This window comes from Bradyrhizobium sp. USDA 3262 (assembly GCF_054060035.1).
Map to the genome: position 1 here is coordinate 1,486,971 of NZ_JBSSCT010000001.1, position 20,523 is coordinate 1,507,493.

General features: G+C 61.8%; 15 protein-coding genes and 1 tRNA gene. 12 read left to right on the forward strand and 4 right to left on the reverse strand.

Annotated features, from left to right (window positions below; translation table 11 throughout):
• Positions 1-20 precede the first annotated feature (20 nt).
• From ACVWYP_RS06920 to ACVWYP_RS06930, 3 genes are all read left to right on the forward strand, one after another.
• Positions 21-1,223, forward strand: a complete 1,203-nt coding sequence (locus ACVWYP_RS06920; protein WP_369525594.1) for a c-type cytochrome — start codon at positions 21-23, stop codon at positions 1,221-1,223.
• A gap of 135 nt (positions 1,224-1,358) precedes the next feature.
• Entirely contained in the window at positions 1,359-2,039 is a 681-nt protein-coding gene (locus ACVWYP_RS06925) for a response regulator (RefSeq protein ID WP_016843264.1), read from the forward strand.
• Positions 2,040-2,158: 119 nt separating this feature from the next.
• Positions 2,159-2,899, forward strand: coding sequence for a LuxR C-terminal-related transcriptional regulator (locus tag ACVWYP_RS06930; RefSeq protein WP_069278684.1), 741 nt, complete (start codon positions 2,159-2,161; stop codon positions 2,897-2,899).
• A 322-nt stretch (positions 2,900-3,221) separates the two neighbouring features.
• On the opposite strand, the gene ACVWYP_RS06935 is transcribed toward ACVWYP_RS06930, so the two are convergent.
• On the reverse strand, positions 3,222-4,595 hold the full coding sequence (locus tag ACVWYP_RS06935; protein WP_304498211.1) for an ATP-binding response regulator: 1,374 nt from the start codon (positions 4,593-4,595) through the stop codon (positions 3,222-3,224).
• The gene (locus tag ACVWYP_RS06940; RefSeq protein WP_304498212.1) at positions 4,592-5,764 is read right to left on the reverse strand and encodes an FIST N-terminal domain-containing protein; all 1,173 of its coding nucleotides are present in this window, start codon (positions 5,762-5,764) and stop codon (positions 4,592-4,594) included. The genes ACVWYP_RS06935 and ACVWYP_RS06940 overlap by 4 nt, the downstream gene beginning before the upstream one ends.
• A gap of 463 nt (positions 5,765-6,227) precedes the next feature.
• Here ACVWYP_RS06940 and ACVWYP_RS06945 point away from each other — a divergent pair, with 463 nt between their 5' ends.
• A complete protein-coding gene (locus ACVWYP_RS06945) occupies positions 6,228-8,261 on the forward strand; it encodes a methyl-accepting chemotaxis protein (RefSeq protein ID WP_304498213.1) in 2,034 nt (677 codons plus the stop codon).
• A 141-nt stretch (positions 8,262-8,402) separates the two neighbouring features.
• On the opposite strand, the gene ACVWYP_RS06950 is transcribed toward ACVWYP_RS06945, so the two are convergent.
• The gene (locus ACVWYP_RS06950; RefSeq protein WP_304498214.1) at positions 8,403-8,771 is read right to left on the reverse strand and encodes a DUF3175 domain-containing protein; all 369 of its coding nucleotides are present in this window, start codon (positions 8,769-8,771) and stop codon (positions 8,403-8,405) included.
• Positions 8,772-8,955: 184 nt separating this feature from the next.
• On the opposite strand from ACVWYP_RS06950, the gene ACVWYP_RS06955 reads away from it, so the two are divergent.
• The 4 genes from ACVWYP_RS06955 to ACVWYP_RS06970 all read left to right on the forward strand — a co-directional run bounded on the left by ACVWYP_RS06955 (position 8,956) and on the right by ACVWYP_RS06970 (position 13,920).
• A complete protein-coding gene (locus ACVWYP_RS06955) occupies positions 8,956-10,446 on the forward strand; it encodes an MFS transporter (protein ID WP_304498215.1) in 1,491 nt (496 codons plus the stop codon).
• A gap of 3 nt (positions 10,447-10,449) precedes the next feature.
• Entirely contained in the window at positions 10,450-11,283 is an 834-nt protein-coding gene (gene otsB, locus ACVWYP_RS06960) for a trehalose-phosphatase (RefSeq protein ID WP_028341580.1), read from the forward strand.
• Positions 11,284-11,485: 202 nt separating this feature from the next.
• Complete coding sequence (locus ACVWYP_RS06965; RefSeq protein WP_259245074.1) at positions 11,486-12,937, forward strand: trehalose-6-phosphate synthase; 1,452 nt, start codon at positions 11,486-11,488, stop codon at positions 12,935-12,937.
• A gap of 809 nt (positions 12,938-13,746) precedes the next feature.
• On the forward strand, positions 13,747-13,920 hold the full coding sequence (locus tag ACVWYP_RS06970; protein WP_304498216.1) for a hypothetical protein: 174 nt from the start codon (positions 13,747-13,749) through the stop codon (positions 13,918-13,920).
• Between the two features lie 6 nt (positions 13,921-13,926).
• Here ACVWYP_RS06970 and ACVWYP_RS06975 read toward each other — a convergent pair whose 3' ends face one another.
• Positions 13,927-14,079, reverse strand: coding sequence for a hypothetical protein (locus ACVWYP_RS06975; RefSeq protein WP_304498217.1), 153 nt, complete (start codon positions 14,077-14,079; stop codon positions 13,927-13,929).
• A 708-nt stretch (positions 14,080-14,787) separates the two neighbouring features.
• Here ACVWYP_RS06975 and ACVWYP_RS06980 point away from each other — a divergent pair.
• The 4 genes from ACVWYP_RS06980 to ACVWYP_RS06995 all read left to right on the forward strand — a co-directional run bounded on the left by ACVWYP_RS06980 (position 14,788) and on the right by ACVWYP_RS06995 (position 20,506).
• Positions 14,788-14,877 (forward strand) — tRNA-Ser (locus ACVWYP_RS06980).
• Positions 14,878-15,397: 520 nt separating this feature from the next.
• Positions 15,398-17,755 (forward strand): EcoAI/FtnUII family type I restriction enzme subunit R, encoded by a 2,358-nt coding sequence (gene hsdR / locus ACVWYP_RS06985; RefSeq protein ID WP_453945751.1) that lies wholly within the window; start codon positions 15,398-15,400, stop codon positions 17,753-17,755.
• A complete protein-coding gene (locus tag ACVWYP_RS06990) occupies positions 17,745-19,313 on the forward strand; it encodes a type I restriction-modification system subunit M (protein WP_453945749.1) in 1,569 nt (522 codons plus the stop codon). The genes hsdR and ACVWYP_RS06990 overlap by 11 nt, the downstream gene beginning before the upstream one ends.
• On the forward strand, positions 19,310-20,506 hold the full coding sequence (locus tag ACVWYP_RS06995) for a hypothetical protein (RefSeq protein WP_453945747.1): 1,197 nt from the start codon (positions 19,310-19,312) through the stop codon (positions 20,504-20,506). Before ACVWYP_RS06990 ends, ACVWYP_RS06995 begins: the two co-directional genes overlap by 4 nt.
• Positions 20,507-20,523: the final 17 nt, after the last annotated feature.

The window sequence follows — 20,523 nt, forward strand, 5'->3', positions numbered from 1 at the left end:
TCAAGGAGGCAGCATTGTCCGTGTCTTGCATCGCCCGAAACGAACTGCGCACCCCCTCGCGCAACACGCGGTTGGAACATGCAATCCGGACCGTGCTGCTCTCCGCCCTGCTGATGGCGCCGGCCCTGGCGGCCGGCGCCGGCGAGGCAAAGCCGCCGCTGCGGCTCTGCGCCGACCCCACCAATCTTCCGTTCTCGAGCGACGACCCGGGCAAGCCCGGCCTCTATCTCGAGATCGGCCAGGCGGTGGCGCAGAAGCTCGGCCGGACGGTGAGCACCAATTGGTACAAGTCCTATTTCGGCAAGCGCACCGTGCGGGAGACGCTGCTCAGCAAGCAGTGCGACGCCATGGTCGGCCTGCCGTTGATCGACGATTTCATGGGCCCGGCGGTGATCTTCTCGAAGCCGATCGCCCATGAAGGCTATGCACTGGTCGGTGGCAGGGATCGCAAGCTTGCCGGCATCGACGACCTCAGGGGATTGCGGGTTGCGGTGCAGTATCAATCGACGCCGCAGAACCTGCTCGCGCTGCGCGACGAAATCCAGAAGGTCACCGTGCTCAGCCCGGAGGAGGGCATGACGGCGCTCGAACAGGGCAAGGTCGACATCGCCTTCATCTGGGCGCCGGTGGCGGGTTGGCTCAACAAGACCAGCTACGGCGACAAATATCAGATCGTGCCGACCGAAGGCGACGGCCTGCTCTGGGCGACCGCGATCGGTTTCGCCAAGGCGTCCGGCGCACTGCGCGACGAAGTCGACGGCGTGCTGCCGTCACTGCAGCCGGAGATTTCCGCCCTGTTTGCCAAATATGGCGTGCCGAACGGCGCACCGGTGAAGTTCGGCGAGGCCGACCGGGCGACGACGTCGTCCGTTGGCGCCAGCGAGCCCCTCACGGTCGGGCAGGCGGCCGTGGCCGAGAAGCCGGTTCAGACCGCCGCGACCGCAGGCGATGCCAAAGGGGATGCCACCGCCGGGCGGGAGGTTTTCAACGGAACATGCGCGCATTGCCACGGCCCGGACGCGGTGCAGGCCGAGCGAAAGATCGATCTCAGGCTGCTCAAGAAGCGCTATGCTGACGACATGGAATCGACATTCTGGAAGACGGTCCATGACGGGCGGCCGGCCAAGGGCATGCCGGCTTGGAAGGACGTCTTCAACGACGACGAGCTCAGAAACGTATATGTCTATCTGCAGAGCGTGCAGGATACCGGCGGATCGAACTAGAAGCTGCGATTCGCAAGAGGAGCGTTTTCGAGCGAAGTGGATACTGGTTCGCGTGAAGAAAACGCGTCAGAATATGAATCGAGAGCCTCGTTCCGATCCAATCGGAACGGAGGCTTGAGCCGTGCGAGGGTCCTCATGATGGGGTTCCTGATCATCGACGATCACCCCCTATTCGGGGAGGCGCTTGGCAACGCCATCCGCATCTCGCATCCCGATGCCCGGATCTATGAGGCCACCTCGATCAAGGGGGCGCTTGGCATCCTTGCCAGCGAGCCGAATATCGACCTGGCGCTGCTCGACTTGCTGCTGCCCGACGTGGTCGGCTTCTCCGGCTTCCAGAAGATCAGGGATCGGTATCCGCGGCTGCCGATCGCGATCGTCTCGAGCGAAGAGGACAAGCACACCATCCGCGAGGCGCTCGAGATGGGCGCGGTCGGCTATCTGCCGAAGTCGACCTCGCTCGGCGAGCTCTCGCAGGCGATCGCGCGCGTGCTGAGCGGGTCGGTCTCGGCGCCGCGGGATTTCGTCGCGGTCGGCGCGCTGGAACAGTCCGAGACGGCGCGGACGCTGCGCGAACGCATTCAGAAGCTGACGCCGCAGCAGATTCGCGTGCTCCATCTGATCATCCGCGGCCTGCAGAACCGCGAGATCGCCGCCGAGCTCAAGCTCGCGGAATCCACCGTGAAGGCGCATGTGACCGAGATCCTGCGCAAGCTGAAGCTGTTCAGCCGCAACAAGGCGATCATCGAGCTTGGCAAGATTCCGCTTCCGGTCCCGGAGGCCTGTTCGGGCGCAAAGGCGGAGAAGGCGCCCTAGCCGTGCTGCACTGCGAGGCGGGCGCATTGGATATCCTGCCTATAGGCTGCCAACCGGCTTTGAGATAACGTCGCGCGCACAATGGCTGTCATGAGCATCCGAGGGAGGACGGCGCAGCATTGACCACGACCGCGCCCCTGGCGGACGAGCCGCCGCCCGGCAAGGCGGGTGCGCCTCGATTGCTGATCGTCGAGGATCACCCGCTGTTCCGTGCCGCCCTGATCGGCGTGATCGGGGCCGAATTTCCCGATGCCGAGGTACTGCAGGCGACCTCGATCGACGGTGCGCTGGATGTGATCGCCGCGCGCGACGGCCTCGATTTGATCCTGCTCGATCTGTCGATGCCCGGGACCACGGGCCTGCTCGGTGCCTACCGGGTGCGCGCCGCCGCGCCGCGCAGCGCGCTCGTGATCGTGTCGGCGCATGACGATCCCCGGATCGTCGGCGGCGCGATCTCGCTCGGCATTTCCGGCTACATCCCGAAGTCGACGCCGAAGCTCGAGCTGGCGCGGCTGTTGCGCGGCATCCTCGAAGGCGCGGTGTGCCTGCCGACGCGCTTCCGCGATACCGCCACCGCGCGGAAGGCCCAGGCCGAGACGCGCGAGCTGGTGCAGCAGCTCGGCCAGTTCACTGCGCAGCAGCTTCGCGTGCTCGACATGATCTGCCGCGGCCTGCAGAACAAGCACATCGCCTATGAGCTCGATATCTCGGTCACCACCGTGAAGGTGCATGTCTCGGAGATACTGCGCAAGCTCGGCGTGCGCAGCCGCACCGAGGCCATCATCGCGCTGTCGAAGCTGGACTTCGGCAAGCACGACCACGCGCCGGTGACGGCCTCGCCGTCGTCGCATGGCGACTAGAGCCTTTATCCGTTCCGATGGAATCGGAACGGGGCTCCAGCTAGAGCGAGATGAGATTGGTTGAGTCGGCTCACGGCGGTTTCGGTTCACCTCTCCCCGACGGGGAGAGGTCGGATTGCGAAGCAATCCGGGTGAGGGCTCTTGCTCTCTCGATGGACCGTAACCCCTCACCCGATTTGCTGCGCAAATCGACCTCTCCCAAAGGAGAGGTAAACCTCCGATGCCGATCCAGCTTAGCCTAATCTCATCATGCTCCAGGTTTTTGTCTTGACGCGTTTTCTTCACGCGAACCGGTATCCACTTCGCTCGAAAACGCTTTTGATCATAACCGCGCGCCCGACTGCTCCGCCGCCAGCAGGAACGACAGCAGCGAGCGCATCTCGGCGGGCTTGATCGGCTTCTTCAAAAGCTCATGGCCGAAGGCCGATACGTCGGCGGCGGCCTTGGCCGAGTAGTCGGCGGTCACGATGATCGCCGGTACCTTGGCGTTGATCGCGCCGCGGATGACGTCGACGGCCTGAATACCGGTCTCGCCATTGTCGAGATGCAGATCGGCGATGATGGCGTCGGGAATGCCGTCGAGTGCGTGGATGCGCTCGAGCGCCTCGGTCTTGGAGATCGTCACCGCGACGTCGCAGCCCCATTTTTCCAGCAAATGGGCGAGCCCCTCGGCGCTCGAGAGGTCGTTCTCGATCAGCAGGATCTTGGCGCCCTCCATGCCGCCATAGCGATAGTCGACGCTGGCCTGCTCGCGCACCGGAATCGCAACCGGATCCTGGGTGCGGGGCACGGTGACCGAGAACACCGAGCCCTTGCCGGCGCGCGAGCTCAGCCTGATGTCATGGCCGAGCAGGTCGGCAAACCGGCGCACGATCGAAAGACCAAGCCCGATGCCGGCCTTGTCGCCGGCGCTGGTCTCGCCGCGCTGAAACTCGACGAAGATGGCCTCGCGCTGCGCTTCCGGAATGCCCGGCCCGGTGTCGTGCACCTCGATGCAGATGTCATCGCCCCTGGCCCGGCATCCCATCAGCACGCTGCCGCGCTGGGTGTAGCGCAGCGCATTGGCGACGAGGTTTTGCAGGATCCGTCGCAGCATCAGCGGATCGGAGCGAACCACCGCGGACGACGGCATGATCCGGAAGCCGAGATTGCGCTTGGCGGCGGTCGCGACAAATTCCTGCTCCAGCGGCTCGAACAGCGAGGCGATCGCGACCGGCCCGAATTCGGGCCTGAGCACGCCCGCATCGAGCTTGGAGATGTCGAGCAGCGTCCGCAGCATGTCCTCGAGCGTCGCCAGCGAACGATCGATCTGGTCGGTCAGCGCGCCGCTCTTGGACTCGGTTGCCATCTCGGTCAGCGCGGACAGCGTCAGCCGCGCCGCATTCAGCGGTTGCAACAGATCGTGCGTGACCGAGACCAGCACGGATGATTTCAGCGAGCTCGCCGCCTCGGCCTGCTGCTTGGCCTGCAGCAGGCGACCATTGGTTTTCTCCAGCGATTGCAGCGCGTGCTTGAGCTGCTGGGTGCGGTCGCGCACCTGCTGGTCCAGCGCGATCGCGGTCTCGAACAGTGAGAAGGCGTTGAGCTGCTGATCGGTCGAGCGTTCGACGCGCGACATCAGCGCCGCGTTGATCTTGCGCAGCTTCTCGGCCTCGCGTTCGAGCGCCGCAATTCGCGTGGTCTTGGTATCCGTCATTGCGGCGCGAGTGCCCGCTTGCCGATGGCGATGCCGGTCAGCGTCTGGTTGACATGCATGGAGCGATACTGCTCGCCATAGGTCTGAAAGCCAATCACTTTGTTGCGGCGATAGAGCTCCGACATCTCCCGCGACAGCTGGCGCTGCTCGACGTCGAGCCGACGCAGCACGCATTCGAAGCCGATGAACATCGACACCTCGCCGAGATCCTCGGTCAGCTCCTTGAGCAGGCGGCTCGTCACGTCGATCGGGTCGCGCTCGCGCGCCACCGTCAGCACCATGCCCTCGTCGATGGCGCAGAAGAATTGCAGCGATCCGTCCGGGTTGGTGCGCTGGATCGACCGCGCGTAATAGGCGCCGCCGACGCGAACCAGCACGGGGTGCGCGGCGAACGAGAACAATTCGAGCTTGCTGTCGCTGAGGCCGACGGCGCGGGAATATTCCAGCGCGGCCGGCTCGGCATTCAATTCCTTGACGATGCGGTGCTCGATGTCGGCCTCGGTCACCACCATCTTGGTCGAGGTCGGTTCGAAGTGGTCGCACTTGAACAGGCGGAACGGCAGCCGGGTCCGGATCAGGATCAGGACCGCGGCATCGGTAAAGGCCTCGCCGCCATGGAAGACCCAGGACTTCTCGAAGCGCAGGCCGTCGCCGGCGGAGCCGCCGACCACCGGGATATCGCCGAGCGATGCATAGATCGCCGACATGATGGTCTCCTCACGCTGGCACATGCCGTCGATGAAGAGCAGCCCGAAGGAATCATGGGTGTGATCGCAATGCTCGGTGCGCTGCGCGAATTCGTTCTGCAGTTCGGTGCACATCGAGCGACCGTGGTCGACCCGAAATGTCGAAAGGTCGAACAGCGGCCGGGCCGCGATGATGAAATCGGCCGCGTTGAAGCCCATCGCGACGACGCTGTCCTCGTCCCAACCGCTGGGCGACAATTCGCCGGCCGTGGTGCAGCCGAAGATCGGAACGTCGGGCATCCGGCTGGACAGTTCGGCAATGAATGTCTGCGGCTCATAGACCGGCGACACGAACACCACGAGCATCGCGAGATCAGCCGCCGCCAGTTGGCGCGCGATCTCGTCGGCTGCTTCCCGCGGCCCGTCGGTCTTTGCCTGCACCACGACTATACTGTCGGCGGCGCTACCGTTCTGCTTCGCCAAAGGCGCTCTCCCTGACCAGAATTTTTTGCTTTTCTTGGCGCGGCCGGTTGAGCCCGCGCGGGTCGTGAGGGCGTCCGGGCCATGCCGCGATGGCTCGCGTTCCGGCTCGCCCGTGTCTTTCAGGTCGTGAGGGGAAATGCCATTGGCCGGGCGACCGCGCCGGCAGCTACGCTCGCCGCAAGCGCCGATGGCGCCGGTCGACGCGATGACATGGGACACCTCCCGATGTGTTCTCCTGGCCCGGGCAGGGTCAGGTTTGATCGGTTCTAAACTATCGGGCCGGACCCGCGCGTCAATCACCTTACCCACCCTCCTAGCCCGACCAAGGTAGTATCGCGCCGGACCGGGCGGCCGCTGCCCATTTACCGGGCCTTATCGATTCTGCCTTAGTTTTGCGCTCCGGGGTCTGGGGCGGGTTGCTGCCGGACCTCGCGTGGTTTTCAGAATGAAGACGGGGGTTGGAATGCCGGGGCTGAAGCGATCGTTGTCGATCAGGATCCCAACCCTCAGATTTCGCGCCAAGATCATGCTCGGCTTTGCCGTCACGCTGGCGCTGTCGGCAGCCACCATGGGCTTTGCCTATATGGGCTTCGAGCGGGTCTCCGCCGGCGTCGGCTCCTATCGCCAGAGCGTCGCGGAAGCCGATCTGGCCCGCAACATCGATCGCGAATTGATCTCCTACCGTTCGCTGGCGCGCTACTTCGTCGCGACCGGCAAGGAGGACGACGCCAAGGCCGCGCTCGCCGCCGAGGCCAGCCTGAAGGACGCTATCATGGCGTCGATGAAGGGCACCACCAATCCGGCCCGGCTCGAGCAGATCACCAAGCTGGAGCGCGAATTCCGCGCCTTCACCAAGATCTTCGCCGAGATCGTCCGCATCAAGGACGACAGCGCACAGACCGCGCAGAACAAGCTGACCCGCAGCGCGACCTCGATGCGCTACAAGCTCGACGATCTGCCGAGCAATGCCGATGATTCCGAGCTGCAGTCGATCCAGTTCGGCGCCAAGAAGGTGGCCGACCAGCTCCAGTCGATCACCGGGGCCGTCAACACCTTCGTCGTCAACGGCGACAAGACGGTCGCCTCCAGCGCGCTCGCCCGGCTGAAATTCGCCGACAATCTGGTGAAGGCGATCACCTCGAATAACGAGCGCATCACCCAGAGCGTGAAGGACATCACCGCGCTGCTCGAAGAGTACCGCGAGGCGCTCGCCAAACTGATCGCGAATGCGAAGTCGATCGACGAACTGACCGTCGAGATGACGGAGTCCGCGGCCGCCATCAGCCAGGGCGCGGCGGCGATGAAGTCCGATCTGCTCGCCGACCAGAAGCGGCTTGAAAACGAATCGCACACCATGATCGGCGAAACCGAGCAGCTGATCCTGATGCTCGCCGCCGGCAGCTTCGTGCTCGGGCTGGTGTGGGCGTTCCTGCTGGGCAAGGGTATTTCGCGACCGATCGCGGCGATGTGTGCGGCGATGCGCGAGCTCGCGGCGGGCAATTTCGACGTCGTGCTGCCGGGCCTCGGCCGCCGCGACGAACTCGGCGAGATGGCCGGCGCCGTGGAGGAGTTCAAGGTTCAGGCGATCGCCAAGGCCGAACGCGATGCCGCGACCCAGGAAGCGCAGAACAAGGCGAGTGCGACCGCGCGGCGCAACGAGCTGATTCGTTTCGCGGACGAATTCGAATCCGCCGTCGGCTCGATCGTCTCCAATGTGTCGGCCTCCGCCGTGCAGCTCGAATCGGCGGCCGGTACGCTGACGCGGACTGCGGAGACCACGCAGAACCTGTCGAGCCAGGTCGCCGGCGCCTCCGAGGAGGCCTCCAGCAACATGCAGTCGGTCGCCTCCGCGACCGAGGAACTGTCGGCGTCCGTCGACGAGATCGGCCGTCGCGCCAAGGAGTCGAGCCAGATCGCGGATTCCGCCGTGCGTCAGGCCGAGCAGACCGACGCCCGGATCGGCAAGCTCTCGCGCGCCGCGCAGGAGATCGGCGACGTCGTCAAGCTGATCACCGCGATCGCCGAGCAGACCAATCTGCTGGCGCTGAACGCCACCATCGAGGCCGCGCGCGCCGGCGACGCCGGGCGTGGCTTCGCGGTGGTCGCGGCCGAGGTGAAGTCGCTGGCGAGCCAGACCGCCAGGGCCACCGACGAGATCTCCACCCATATCTCGGGCATGCAGGCGGCGACGCAGGAATCGGTCGCCGCCATCAAGGAGATCGGCGGCACCATCGGGCAGATCTCCGGGATTGCGACCAACATCGCAAGCTCGGTCGAGCAGCAGAGCGCGGCCACGCAGGAGATCGCGCGCAGCGTGCAGAACGTCGCGCAGGGCACGCAGGAAGCGGCCTCCAGCGTCACCCAGGTCAACCGCGGCGCCACCGAGACCGGAGCTGCCTCCGAGGAGGTGCTGAACTCGGCCCGCTCGCTGTCGGTCGAGAGCTCGCGGCTGCGCGAAGAGCTCGACCGCTTCATGGCGAATATCCGCGCGGCGTAAGGCGCGCTGGTCTATCCATCGTCGTCCTGGCGAAAGCCAGGACCCATAACCACAACTGTTTGTCGGCGGAAGGGCTGCTCGCCGCGTGCCCTTTTCGTGGGCCGCGGCGTATGGGTCCTGGCTTTCGCCAGGACGACAGCGTCAGTCCCGTCCGAACTGGTGCTTCAACTCGACCTTGGCGCGCTCCAGCCGCGACCGCTCGGTCTTCGGCAGGGTCTTGCCGGCGCGGTTGATATAGAAGGTCAGCATCGACAGGGCGGAACGATAGGCGCCGCTCTTGCGACGCGCGCTGTGCTCGGCGGATTGCTTCAGCGATGATGCGATCTTCTTCGCGCTGGTCTGCTTGAACACGCCGCGCTTGAGATCGAGCGCGTCGCTCTCTTTCGTCACCCGCTGCGACCAGCGCTTCGCCGTCGTCTTGCTTGCGCCACGCCTGCGACGCGTCGTGCTCGTGGACCGTGCCGGTGATTTCCTTGCCGTCTTGCGTGTTGCTTGCTTGTGTGCGGCCATCGATGCCTCCGTGTCTTTTGAGCCGAGAACAGTTCGCCGCAATCGCGGTTCCTATGCCGCATTGCGGGAACCCTTGCCGGCCTGCGGCGTTGACGTCGCGTGGCGGGCACTCCGTTTGCCGCAATTCCGGGTGAGTGAACCTTGGAACAGATCGTTCCGGGGCTTTTCTCATTGGTCGATCCTGATGACACTGCAGCCGACACAGTTGAACTCCGCGACGACGCAACAGGCCGTGGCCCCGGTCACGCCGGACGACGACCGCATCATCGAGACCTCGATTCCGGTCCGGCTCGACAATCTCAGCTGGAGCCGCTTTCACACCCGCGTCGTGCTGGCGCTCGGCATCACCTGGATCCTCGACGGGCTGGAAGTGACGCTCGCGGGTGCATTGTCGGGTGCGCTGAAGGACAGCCCGACGATGAGCTTCTCCAATGCCGATGTCGGGCTTGCCAGCAGCGCCTATCTCGCCGGCGCCGTGCTCGGCGCGCTGGGTTTCGGCTGGCTCACCGACCGGATCGGGCGCAAGAAGCTGTTCTTCATCACGCTCGCGGTTTATCTGTCGGCGACCGCCGCAACCGCGCTGTCGTGGAATGTCGCGAGCTACGCGCTGTTTCGCTTTCTCACCGGTGCCGGTATCGGCGGCGAATATACGGCGATCAACTCGACCATCCAGGAACTGGTGCCGGCGCGCTATCGCGGCTGGACTGATCTCGTCATCAACGGCAGCTTCTGGATCGGTGCGGCGATCGGTGCGCTGAGCGCCATCATCCTGCTCGACCCTACGTTCCTTGCACCCGATCACGGCTGGCGGATCGCCTATTTCACCGGCGCGGTGCTCGGCCTCGTCGTGCTGCTGATGCGGATGTGGATTCCGGAGAGCCCGCGCTGGCTGATGATCCACGGGCGTCCCGAGGAGGCCCACAAGATCGTGGCCGACATCGAGACCTCCGTGCTTGGTCACGAGCAGCCGAGCGACGGCTTTGAGAAGATCAGGCTTCGGATGCGCGATCACACGCCGCTGCGCGAGGTCGCGGTGACGCTGTTCTACACCTACCGGCAGCGCTCGCTGGTCGGGCTCACGCTGATGGCCGCGCAGGCGTTCTTCTACAATGCGATCTTCTTCACCTTCGCATTGATCCTGACCGACTTCTTCGGTGTCGCCGCCAGCAATGTCGGCTGGTACATCCTCCCCTTCGCCGCGGGCAACTTCCTCGGGCCGCTGCTGCTCGGCCGCCTGTTCGACACGCTCGGCCGCCGCACCATGATCGCGCTGACCTATGGCGTCTCGGGGGTGCTGCTGGCGCTGTCCGGCTATCTGTTCTCGATCGGCGTGCTCAGCGCGCAGACCCAGACCATCGCCTGGATGGTGATCTTCTTCTTCGCCTCGCCGGCCGCGAGCGCCGCCTATCTCACCGTCAGCGAGACCTTTCCGCTGGAGGTCCGCGCGCTCGCGATCGCCGCCTTCTATGCGATCGGCACCGGCATCGGCGGCGTGATCGGGCCGGCGTTGTTCGGCGTGCTGATCGACACCGGATCGCGCAACAGCGTCTTCGCCGGCTACCTCTTGGGGTCGGCGCTCATGATGGTCGCCGCAGTGGTCGCATGGCGCTATGCCGTCGCGGCCGAGCGGAAATCGCTCGAATCTGTCGCGCGACCACTGGCATGTGTGGAGTAGACTATGACGAAGCATGACGTGGCCGAGATGCCCATGGATGATGACATCGCCCCTGACGCCAAGACGGACAGCGTGCCGACGCAGGCGTCGCTGATTCCGCCGCTCCGCCAGGCCGCGGTGCTGCTCGACATCGACGGCACCCTGCTCGATTTCGCGCCGACGCCGCGCGAGGTCTGGGTACCGCCGGAACTGTCGACCACGCTGAAGCAGCTGCATGAGCGCACCCACGGCGCGCTGGCGCTGGTCAGCGGCCGCTCCCTCAATGACATCGACCTGATCTTCGCGCCGGAAGTGTTTCCTGCGATCGGCGGCCATGGCGCCGAGATGCGGCTGCAGCCGGACAGCGAGGCGGTCGCCGCACACGCGCCGCCGCTCGACAAGGAGTTGAAGCGCCGTCTTGCCGCGATCGCAAAGCTCAGCCCCGGCATTCTGCTCGAAGACAAGGGCTATTCGCTGGCACTGCACTATCGGCTGGCGCCGCAGGCGGAGAAGGCGATCTATGAGGCGGTGTCGCTGATCCGCGCCGAGCTGCCGAATGCGCCGATCGAGGTGCTGCCGGGCAAGAGCGTCTGTGAGATCAAGCATTCCGGCTTCACCAAGGCGACCGGCGTGCTCGAGTTGATGACGCATGAGCCGTTCAAGGGACGGCGTCCGTTCTTCATCGGCGACGACGTCACCGACGAGACCGTGTTCGCGATCATGCCTGATTTCGACGGTCTCGCGTTCTCCGTCGGCCGTCGCGCAACCGGCGTCGCCGGACATTTCGACGGACCGAGCGATGTGCGCGAATTCCTCGCGCACCTGCTCGACGTTGATAGGGACGTCAGCCTGTCCTAACCGAAACCCATTCATCGCAGCCGAATCGAATACGGTGCTTTTGCGTCGTGGCGTCAACCTCGCGCGCAATTTTCTTTTCGCGAGTTCCCGCGAGTTCCGTGCGTGTTCGCCAGAATTTGGTTTCAATTGGGAGATTCCTTGATCAGGAACCATCTTGATGAATGGTTGTTAATACGCGAGTTGACCAACAGGAGGGGACCTGGTGAACCTCGTCGTCGTATCGAACCGCGTCTCGCGCGGAAAACCCAATGAACCCATGACGGGGGGGCTGGCAGCGGCATTATTGCCGGTGGTGGAAAAGACAGGGGCAATATGGGTTGGTTCCAGTGGACGCGTCCGCGACGGGAACCTGAAGGAACCTTTCGCAGAGGTCGAAGCGCTCGGGGCGGGCGCATTGGCGATGCTCGATCTGCCGGCCGCGCACTATGGCGGCTATTACGAAGGCTTTGCCAATTCGGCGCTGTGGCCCGCGATGCATTCGCGCGCCGATCTGATTCGTGCGTCCCGCGAGGACTACATGAGTTATCGCGAAGTGAACGCGTTCATGGCGCGCGCGTTACTGCGCTTCCGCAAGCCGGATTCCGTGTTCTGGGTCCAGGATTATCATTTCCTCGCGCTCGGCGCCGAGCTGCGCGATCTCGGCGTCACGCAGCCGATCGGCTTCTTCCTGCACACGCCATGGCCGGCGCGCGCGGTGATCGCGGGCGTGCCCAATCATCGCGAGCTGATCGAGGCGATGCTGTCCTATGACCTGATCGGCTTCCAGACCGATGAGGACTGCGAGAACTTCCTGAGCTATGTGCAGCACGATCTCGACTTCGAGCTGCGCGACGGCGTGATCAATTCGCCGTTCGGCCGCACCCGCGCCGCGGTATTTCCGATCGGCATCGATCCCGGCAAGTTCGCGCAGCAGGCGACCAAGGCGATGACGCATCCCGACGTGACGCGGCTGCGGCGCAGCCTCAACGGCGAGAAGCTCGCGATCGGCGTCGACCGGCTCGACTATTCCAAGGGCCTCGTCAACCGCATCAAGGCGTTCGACAAGATGTGGACGCTGCATCCGAACCTGAAGCGTTCGGTGTCGCTGCTGCAGATCGCAACGCCCTCGCGCGGCGCGATCGAAGCCTACGGCAATCTGCAGAGCGAGGTGGCGAAGCTCGTCACCGACGTCAACGGCGTGCATGGGGAGGTCGACTGGACGCCGATCCGCTACCTCAACAAGGGCTTTGGCCAGGGCGTGCTCGCAGGCCTTTACCGCACCGCGCAGGTCGGCGTCGTGACGCCGCTGCAGGACGGCATGAACCTGGTCGCCAAGGAATATGTCGCCGCGCAAAGCCCGGCGGACCCGGGCGTGCTGGTGCTGTCGAAATTCGCCGGTGCGGCGAACGAGCTCGACGCCGCGCTGCTGGTCAATCCGCACGACATCGACGGCATGGCGCGCACCCTGGCGACGGCACTCGCGATGCCGCTGACCGAGCGGCGGATGCGCTGGGAAGCGATGATGGAGAAGCTCAACAGCGGCACCATCCAGCAATGGTTCGCCGATTTCATCGAGGCGCTGCAGGATACGCACAGTGCGGGAAACGCGGCGCTGCCCGAGCCACCAACCCTGTGGCCGCGCCGCACGGCGGATTTTGCCGCGCGATATCACTGAGCGAATCATGACGATGCAGGATGGGTGCGTTAGTTCGCCCATCCGCCGTGCTGTCGTCCCTGCCTAGTGCGCCATTGCGCACGGGAGCAGGGAGGACACTGAGTGTGTTGCGCGGCCAGGTGCTGTCCTAGTTAGGACACTCGCAGAGGGGAATTAGGACAGACAGCGAAACATATTTGAGGGACGCGGCTGTCATAATCTGCAATCTTCTACAGGCGGCGCGGTAAGGCGGCCTCAGCGTTTGTTCCAACGCGCTGGGGCCGTTTCCTTGGGGTATCGCCAGGAAAACGGTCTAGCTGGAAGACCTGATTGATTGCCACTCTTTACGTATTATCTCGGATTGGTCCGCCAGCATACGCCATTGGTCTGCGACGTTCCTGACAATTGCACGCTCGGGAGTGAGTAGCTTCAAGGCCACCTCATCACACTGCTCTGCCATCGCTCGCATCTCTTCCGGCGTCATGGGTTGTATTAGAACGCTTCGACCGGGGCGGCATTTGCCTATGTTGCGGCCTCAGCATGCCCCTCGCTGGGGTCGTTTCTTTGGGCCAAGAAAAAGCCCGGCTCGCGCCGTGCTTCGTAGTTCAAGCTGACTTGCGAGATAGCGCCGCTTCTCGACTGCCGCGATGTCGAGAGCCTTTCAGCACCTCATTCACGCGACCGGGATTCACGTCGTACGTCGCAGCGATTCGATGCTCAGGATCACGGCTGCGGCGTGGTGATCCGGCTTCTTTGAGAAGCCATTTAGTGGCGGGACTGGCGGCACCGGCGGAGGCAATGGAGAGGGCACGTCACTTGATTTGGACCCTTTGCTGATCGCTCTTCTCAAGAAGATTCCCGCCGCTGAAAAAGGTTGGCCTGCTGCACAACGGGTGCGCTGGTTTCGGACGTTCGCAATGAACGTCTCGCAGATCTATGATGGCGACGGCGATATGGACGAACCGGTCGAGTTGAAGATTGATTTGGATAAGGCCGCCAACTGAGGCGGCTTATTTCTGTTCGGGGTGCAATTCGCGCTTCTGATCTTCATAATGTTTGGTCAGAAGGGCCATCCCCGCCAAGGTAAACTCGTCGGTGACATGGATGGACAGCGCCTTTAAATGCTCGATCTTGCCGTCCAGTTCGACACACTTTTCGCACATGACACGCTCCCAATCCGTGAAAGGCGGGAGCGCAAACTGGTCTCTCTGTCACCGACGCGCGGTGTAGTTGCCGGTGATACGGAGATAACGGGGGCGGCATTGGATGCGTTCCTGTAGAGTTCGCCCGGGCAGCAAGGGGGTGACTGGAACTCCGTTCACCCACGGAGAACCCCGGTAACACTTCTCCTCTGTGGAGGAAGAACAGTTGGCGGACCATAACGATTGCTATGGGTAGAACATCCGCCGCGCGACTCAGTAGTCCTACCGAGAACATCGGCCAAGCTACCGTTTCCGTTCGCTTAATCCGAATTAGGACACTCCGAAAATCAACTTAGGACACGGGGGCTTAAATACGGACAGCACCCGCGGCCAGTGGTCATAACTTCGCGTTCCCGCGACGGGGCTCGCGAAAGCGAGAATCCGGCATCCGTTCTTCCAGGAGCGATGCGGCCCAATAGATTCCGGGCTCGCGCCTGCGGCGAGCCTCCGGAATGACGAAGAGGCGGGCTGATCGGATGCATCCATTGATTTGCGCCGCTCCCTGACCGACCGCCGGCCAAAATCGCGCGCGGCCGCGCGCAAGGCGACGGCGCGCGGCCGCCATCGCTATCAATTTACCCAATGTTTTCAATCTGTTGTGGAAATTTCGCGCGCCCGGCCCGCGCTCCCTTGCAAAATCCGCCTCAGCCCTTCAAGAGAGGGCCTCCCGGAGAGATGGCCGAGTGGCTTAAGGCGCACGCTTGGAAAGCGTGTGTGCGGGAAACCGTACCGTGGGTTCGAATCCCACTCTCTCCGCCACTTTGCCACCAAATTTCGTACCTCGAAACGGAGACGGCCCGAAAACTCGGCCGTTTTCGTGATCTTTTTGCCCTGGAGAATGCTGGCCGTACTAAAAACGAGCCGCGAACGGGGCTGGAGAACGCATTTTTCTCCGAATCCTAGAACGTCGGGAATTGGTACAGTACGGCATTTCGGCGAAAACTAGGCCCTCGTAGGGGCCAGTTTTGAATCTCTCTCGCTCAACCGAAAAGAATAAGCAGCCGATTCCAATGTGTGTCTTCATTGGTTCGGTTGCGGATTCGATCGGCCTTGAATCCCCGGCGCCGCAGAACTGGCCGCGGTCAAATGGCGTCAAGAGAATCCTAACAAGCTTACCAACTGGCGGCGCCCGCGCTGAACTTATGACCGTGGAGAAGTGCGAAAGCTTATTCGATAGTTGATACCATTAGGGGATTGATTTCATTCTGCTTCGCTCCGATAGATTAGCCTTAAGTTGATCTTCTTTCCTTTCTCAACCTAGTTTTGGTCTGATGATTTGATGGCGACAGAAGCGGATACCTGCCGAAAACTTGTTGTGCCGAAGCTACAGAGCGCAGGCTGGGATACTGATCCTCACTCTATCGCCGAGCAGCGCACAATCACGGACGGGCGGATCGTCCCGGTTGGCAAGGGCTTCATTCGCAAACCGCCAAAACGTGTTGACTACCTTCTGCGCTACATGCGCGACTTTCCACTGGCCGTAGTCGAGGCGAAGGCGGCCTACAAGACCGCCGCTGACGCTGTCCAGCAGGCCCGCACTTACGCGGAAATGCTCGGCCTCAAGTTTGCCTATGCCACCAACGGGCATGACATCATCGAGATCGACTATTTCACCGGCACAGAACGCCACGTTACAGACTATGCAACACCGCAGGATCTCTGGGCGCGTTATGAAGCAGGACAAGGCCTCGGAAAGCCCGAGGTGGGCGAGCGCCTCCTAACCCCGTTCAATCACACCGGCGGTAAAGACGAGCGCTACTACCAGCAGATCGCGGTCAACCGGACCGTCGAGGCGATACTTAAAGGCCGTGAGCGTCTGTTGCTCACGATGGCCACCGGCACCGGCAAGACCTTTGTGGCCTTTCAGATTTGCTGGAAGCTGTGGTCGTCGCGTTGGAATCGCACCGGCGAGCACCGCCGTGCACGGATTCTCTATCTCGCCGATCGCAACATCCTGGTCGATCAGCCTAAGGACGGTCTATTCGCGGCGTTTGGAGATGCCCGTTACAAGATCGAATCCGGCGAGGTCGTGCAGAGTCGCGAAATGTACTTCGCGATCTACCAGGCGCTCGCCGAAGATGAGCGACGTTTGGGCCTTTTCAAGTCCTTTGCGGCGGACTTCTTCGATCTGATCATCATCGACGAATGCCATCGTGGCAGCGCTCGCGACGACAGCTCTTGGCGCGTCATCCTTGACTATTTTAAGCCGGCTTACAAGCTCGGCATGACCGCCACGCCACTTCGCGAAGACAACCGCGACACTTACCTCTATTTCGGCAAGCCGATCTACGAGTACAGTCTTCGTCAAGGGATCGACGACGGTTTCCTTGCCCCGTATCGTGTTCATCGTGTCGTTACCCAATGGGATGCTGCCGGATGGCGACCCAGCAAGGACGAGGTCGATCGCTTTGGTCGCGCGATACCCGATGATGAGTATCAAACTAAGGACTTCGAGCGGGTCATCGCGCTTCGAGCCCGCACAAATGCGATTACTCATCACCTCACGGAGTTTCTCAAAAAAACGGATCGTTTCGCAAAAACTATTGTTTTTTGCGTTGATCAGGAGCACGCCAGTGAAATGCGCGAAGCGCTGGTGAATCTGAATGCCGATCTCAACGCGCAAAATCCCGATTACATCTGCCGTGTAACAGCCGACGAAGGGCAAATCGGGCGCGGCCATCTCAGCCGCTTCCAGGATGTCGAAACCCGCACGCCGGCGATCCTCACGACCTCGCAGTTGCTGACGACCGGCGTGGACGCGCCGACCTGCAAGAATGTAGTGCTGGCGCGTGTCGTGGGCTCGATGAGTGAATTCAAGCAGATCATAGGCCGCGGAACGCGGTTGCGCGACGACTATGGAAAGCTCTGGTTTAACATCATCGACTACACGGGATCAGCAACGCGGATGTTCGCCGATCCAGCCTTCGACGATGATCCATCTCAAATAACAGAGGAACAGGTGGACGACGAGGGAGACATCGTCGCTACAACCGAAACCACTCCGGACGGAGAAATAGTACCTCCAGAAGCTGAGCCTGCCATTGTCGAGCCGCCTGACGGAGAACCGCGCAAGTTCTATTTTGACGGTGGTCAGGTCTCGATTGTTGCGCATCTCGTGCACGAGCTCGACCCAAATGGAAAGCAGCTACGCGTCGTTCGATATACCGACTACGCTGCTGAAACGATCCGGACGCTTTGTCCGACGGCGCAGGAGTTGCGCAAACGCTGGGCGGACGCTGCCCAGCGCGACGAGATTATTCAGGCTTTGGCTGAGCGAGGTGTCGGCTTTGACGAACTGGCCGAACAAACCGAGCAGCCGGACGCCGACCCATTCGATCTTCTCTGCCATCTGGCATTTAATGCGCCCCTGCGCACCCGGCGGGAGCGAGCTCAGCGCCTAAAGCAGGAACGGAAGGACTTTTTCGAGAAATATGGGCCCGAGGCGCGGCAGCTTCTCGATGAACTCCTTGAGAAATATGCGGAACACGGCGACGCGCAATTTGTGCTACCCGACGTTCTGCATGTACCGCCCATCTCGAATCATGGCAATCCGGGAGAAATCATCAAGCTGTTCGGAGGACCCGAGCAGCTCCGTACCGCGGTAACCGATCTGCAAGGCATCCTTTATGGCTCGTAGTAAGAAGACCACCAATCCAAATGGTGCTGAAGCGCAGCTTACGACGGCGCAAGGGCTCGGCAGCTTGCTCAAAGCTGCCCGCGCTATCATGCGCAAGGACAAGGGCCTGAATGGGGATCTCGACCGGCTACCCCTGCTCACCTGGATCATGTTTCTCAAGTTTCTGGATGACCTTGAGCAGCAGCGCGAGCAAGAGGCTGAGCTGGGAAAGAAAAAGTTCCGCCCCGCTATTGATCCACCCTACCGTTGGCGAGATTGGGCAGCCAATCCTCAGGGCATTACCGGGGACGAACTGTTGGCCTTCATCAATCAGGATGAAACGCGCCTCCCAACAGGCAAGAAGGGTCCTGGTGTTTTCGCCTATCTGCGCGGACTGTCGAGCTCGAATGGTGACAATCGGCGTGACGTGATCGCCACCGTCTTTCGCGGTGTCGATAACCGCATGAAAAGCGGATATCTGCTTCGCGATGTGATCAATAAGGTCGCTGACATTCATTTCACCTCGTCTGTCGAGCTTCACACGCTTGGTGCACTCTATGAATCAATGCTGCGCGAAATGCGCGATGCGGCTGGCGACTCCGGCGAGTTCTACACGCCCCGGGCCATGGTTCGCTTCATGGTCGAGGTGACTGATCCGCGCCTTGGCGAAACCGTCCTTGATCCGGCAAGCGGCACGGGCGGGTTCCTCGTCGAGGCGTTCAATCACCTATCGACGCAGGTCAAAACGGTTAGCGATCGAAAGCGGCTTCAGACCGAGAGCATCTTTGGCTGCGAGCCCAAGTCGCTTCCCTACCTTCTTGGGCAAATGAACCTGCTGCTGCACGGGCTCGATGCACCGCAGATTGATCCGGGAAACGCGCTGCGGTTTAAGCTCTCCGAGATCGGAGAGAAGGAACGGGTTGACGTTATCCTGACAAACCCGCCTTTTGGCGGGGAGGAGGAAAAAGGAATCCAGGGTAACTTCCCCGAGGATCGGCAGACGGCGGAGACGGCGCTTCTGTTTCTTCAACTTATCATGCGTAAACTTCATCGTCAGCCGACAAATGCCAAACGGCCGGCGCGAGCCGCTGTCGTCGTCCCCAACGGTACACTCTTTGGTGATGGTGTCTGCGCTCGCATTAAGGAAGAGTTGCTCAAGGAATTCAACCTTCACACTATCGTCCGGCTGCCGAACGGAGTGTTCGCGCCTTACACGCCAATCCCGACGAACATACTATTCTTTGATCGCTCAGGTCCCACCAAGGATGTTTGGTACTACGAGCATCCGATCCCGGAAGGACGCAAGAACTATACGAAGACGCTTCCGCTGCAGTTTGAAGAGTTCCAGCCCTGCTTCGAGTGGTGGACGCAGCGCTCGGAGAACGAACGCGCGTGGAAGGTACCCGCCGGTGAAATCATCGCTAACAACTGCAATCTTGATCTGAGAAATCCCAGGGGTGCTATGGACTTTGAGCATGTCGCGCCGGAGCTCCTCGCCGAGGAGATCCTCGCCAAGGAGAGAAATATCCTAGGACTGGTCGAAGGCATTATTGGCCATCTGAAAAAAGTGCCCGCATGAACAAATTTGGGGCGAAGGTACCTCTGGGCGAAATCCTTACCCTGGCGCGAGAACCGTATGCCGTGGATCCCTCGCGCGCTTACCCGAACGTTGGAATCTACAGCTTCGGCCGGGGGGTGTTCTCGAAACCACCCATTGAGGGCCGCTCCACGAGTGCTGACACCCTTTATCGAATACACGCGGGCCAATTTATCTACAGCCGGCTATTTGCCTTTGAAGGCGCTTACGGAGTTGTCCCGGAAAGCTGCGATGAGCACTTCGTTTCCAATGAATTTCCGACCTTCGATTGTGACCGTCGTCGCGTGTTCCCGGAATACTTAGCCTGGATGTTTCGGCATCCGGCGATATGGAAAGATATAGCTGCCACGAGCACCGGGATCGGCCATCGTAGGCAGCGCGTTCATCCGCAGCAACTGCTGGAACATACTATTTCGCTCCCCCCACTTGTCGAACAGCAGCGCATTCTCGATCGAATTCAGGGTGCAGCAACCCAGATCGGTGATGCTCTACATCTACGCGAGCGTCAGAGAGATGATATCGGAAAGCTCTTGCTCGCGGGATTCCGCGAAATCGCGATAAATGCGCCACGAGCCACGATGGAAGCAGTTTCTCCCTTGGTTCGACGGCCGATCGATCTTTCCTTTGAAGCCAGTTACCCCGAGCTTGGAATTCGCTCGTTTTTCAGAGGTACCTTTCACAAACCGAGTCTTTCGGCGCTTGAACTAGGATCGAAGCGCGTATTCTGGATAGAAACTGGAGACCTGCTATTCAGCAACGTATTCGCGTGGGAGGGAGCCATCGCCATTGCGAAGCCGGAGGACGCACATCGAGTGGGTTCACATCGCTACATAACTTGTGTTCCGAAAGCAGGCGTCGCCGAAGCTCGATTTCTCCTGCAATATTTTCAAACCGACGAGGGATTTGGCCGCATTCAGGATGCCTCCCCAGGTGGGGCTGGCCGCAATCGAACGCTTGGGCTTGAAGCCCTGGCAAACATTGAAGTCCCGGTACCGTCGATTGAGAAGCAGCGCTGGTTTTCTGAGTTGCACGCCATGGCCGAACATCTTCTGGCCGAACAAGAGCAGATCCGCAGTCTGTACGATGCGCTGACGCCCGCCATCCTCGAAAGGGTGTTCCAGGCGCCAGCGCAGACCGCTGAGGAAAACAACGAGCCTCTGGTTGCGCACGGCTGACTAACGGGTCCGAATAG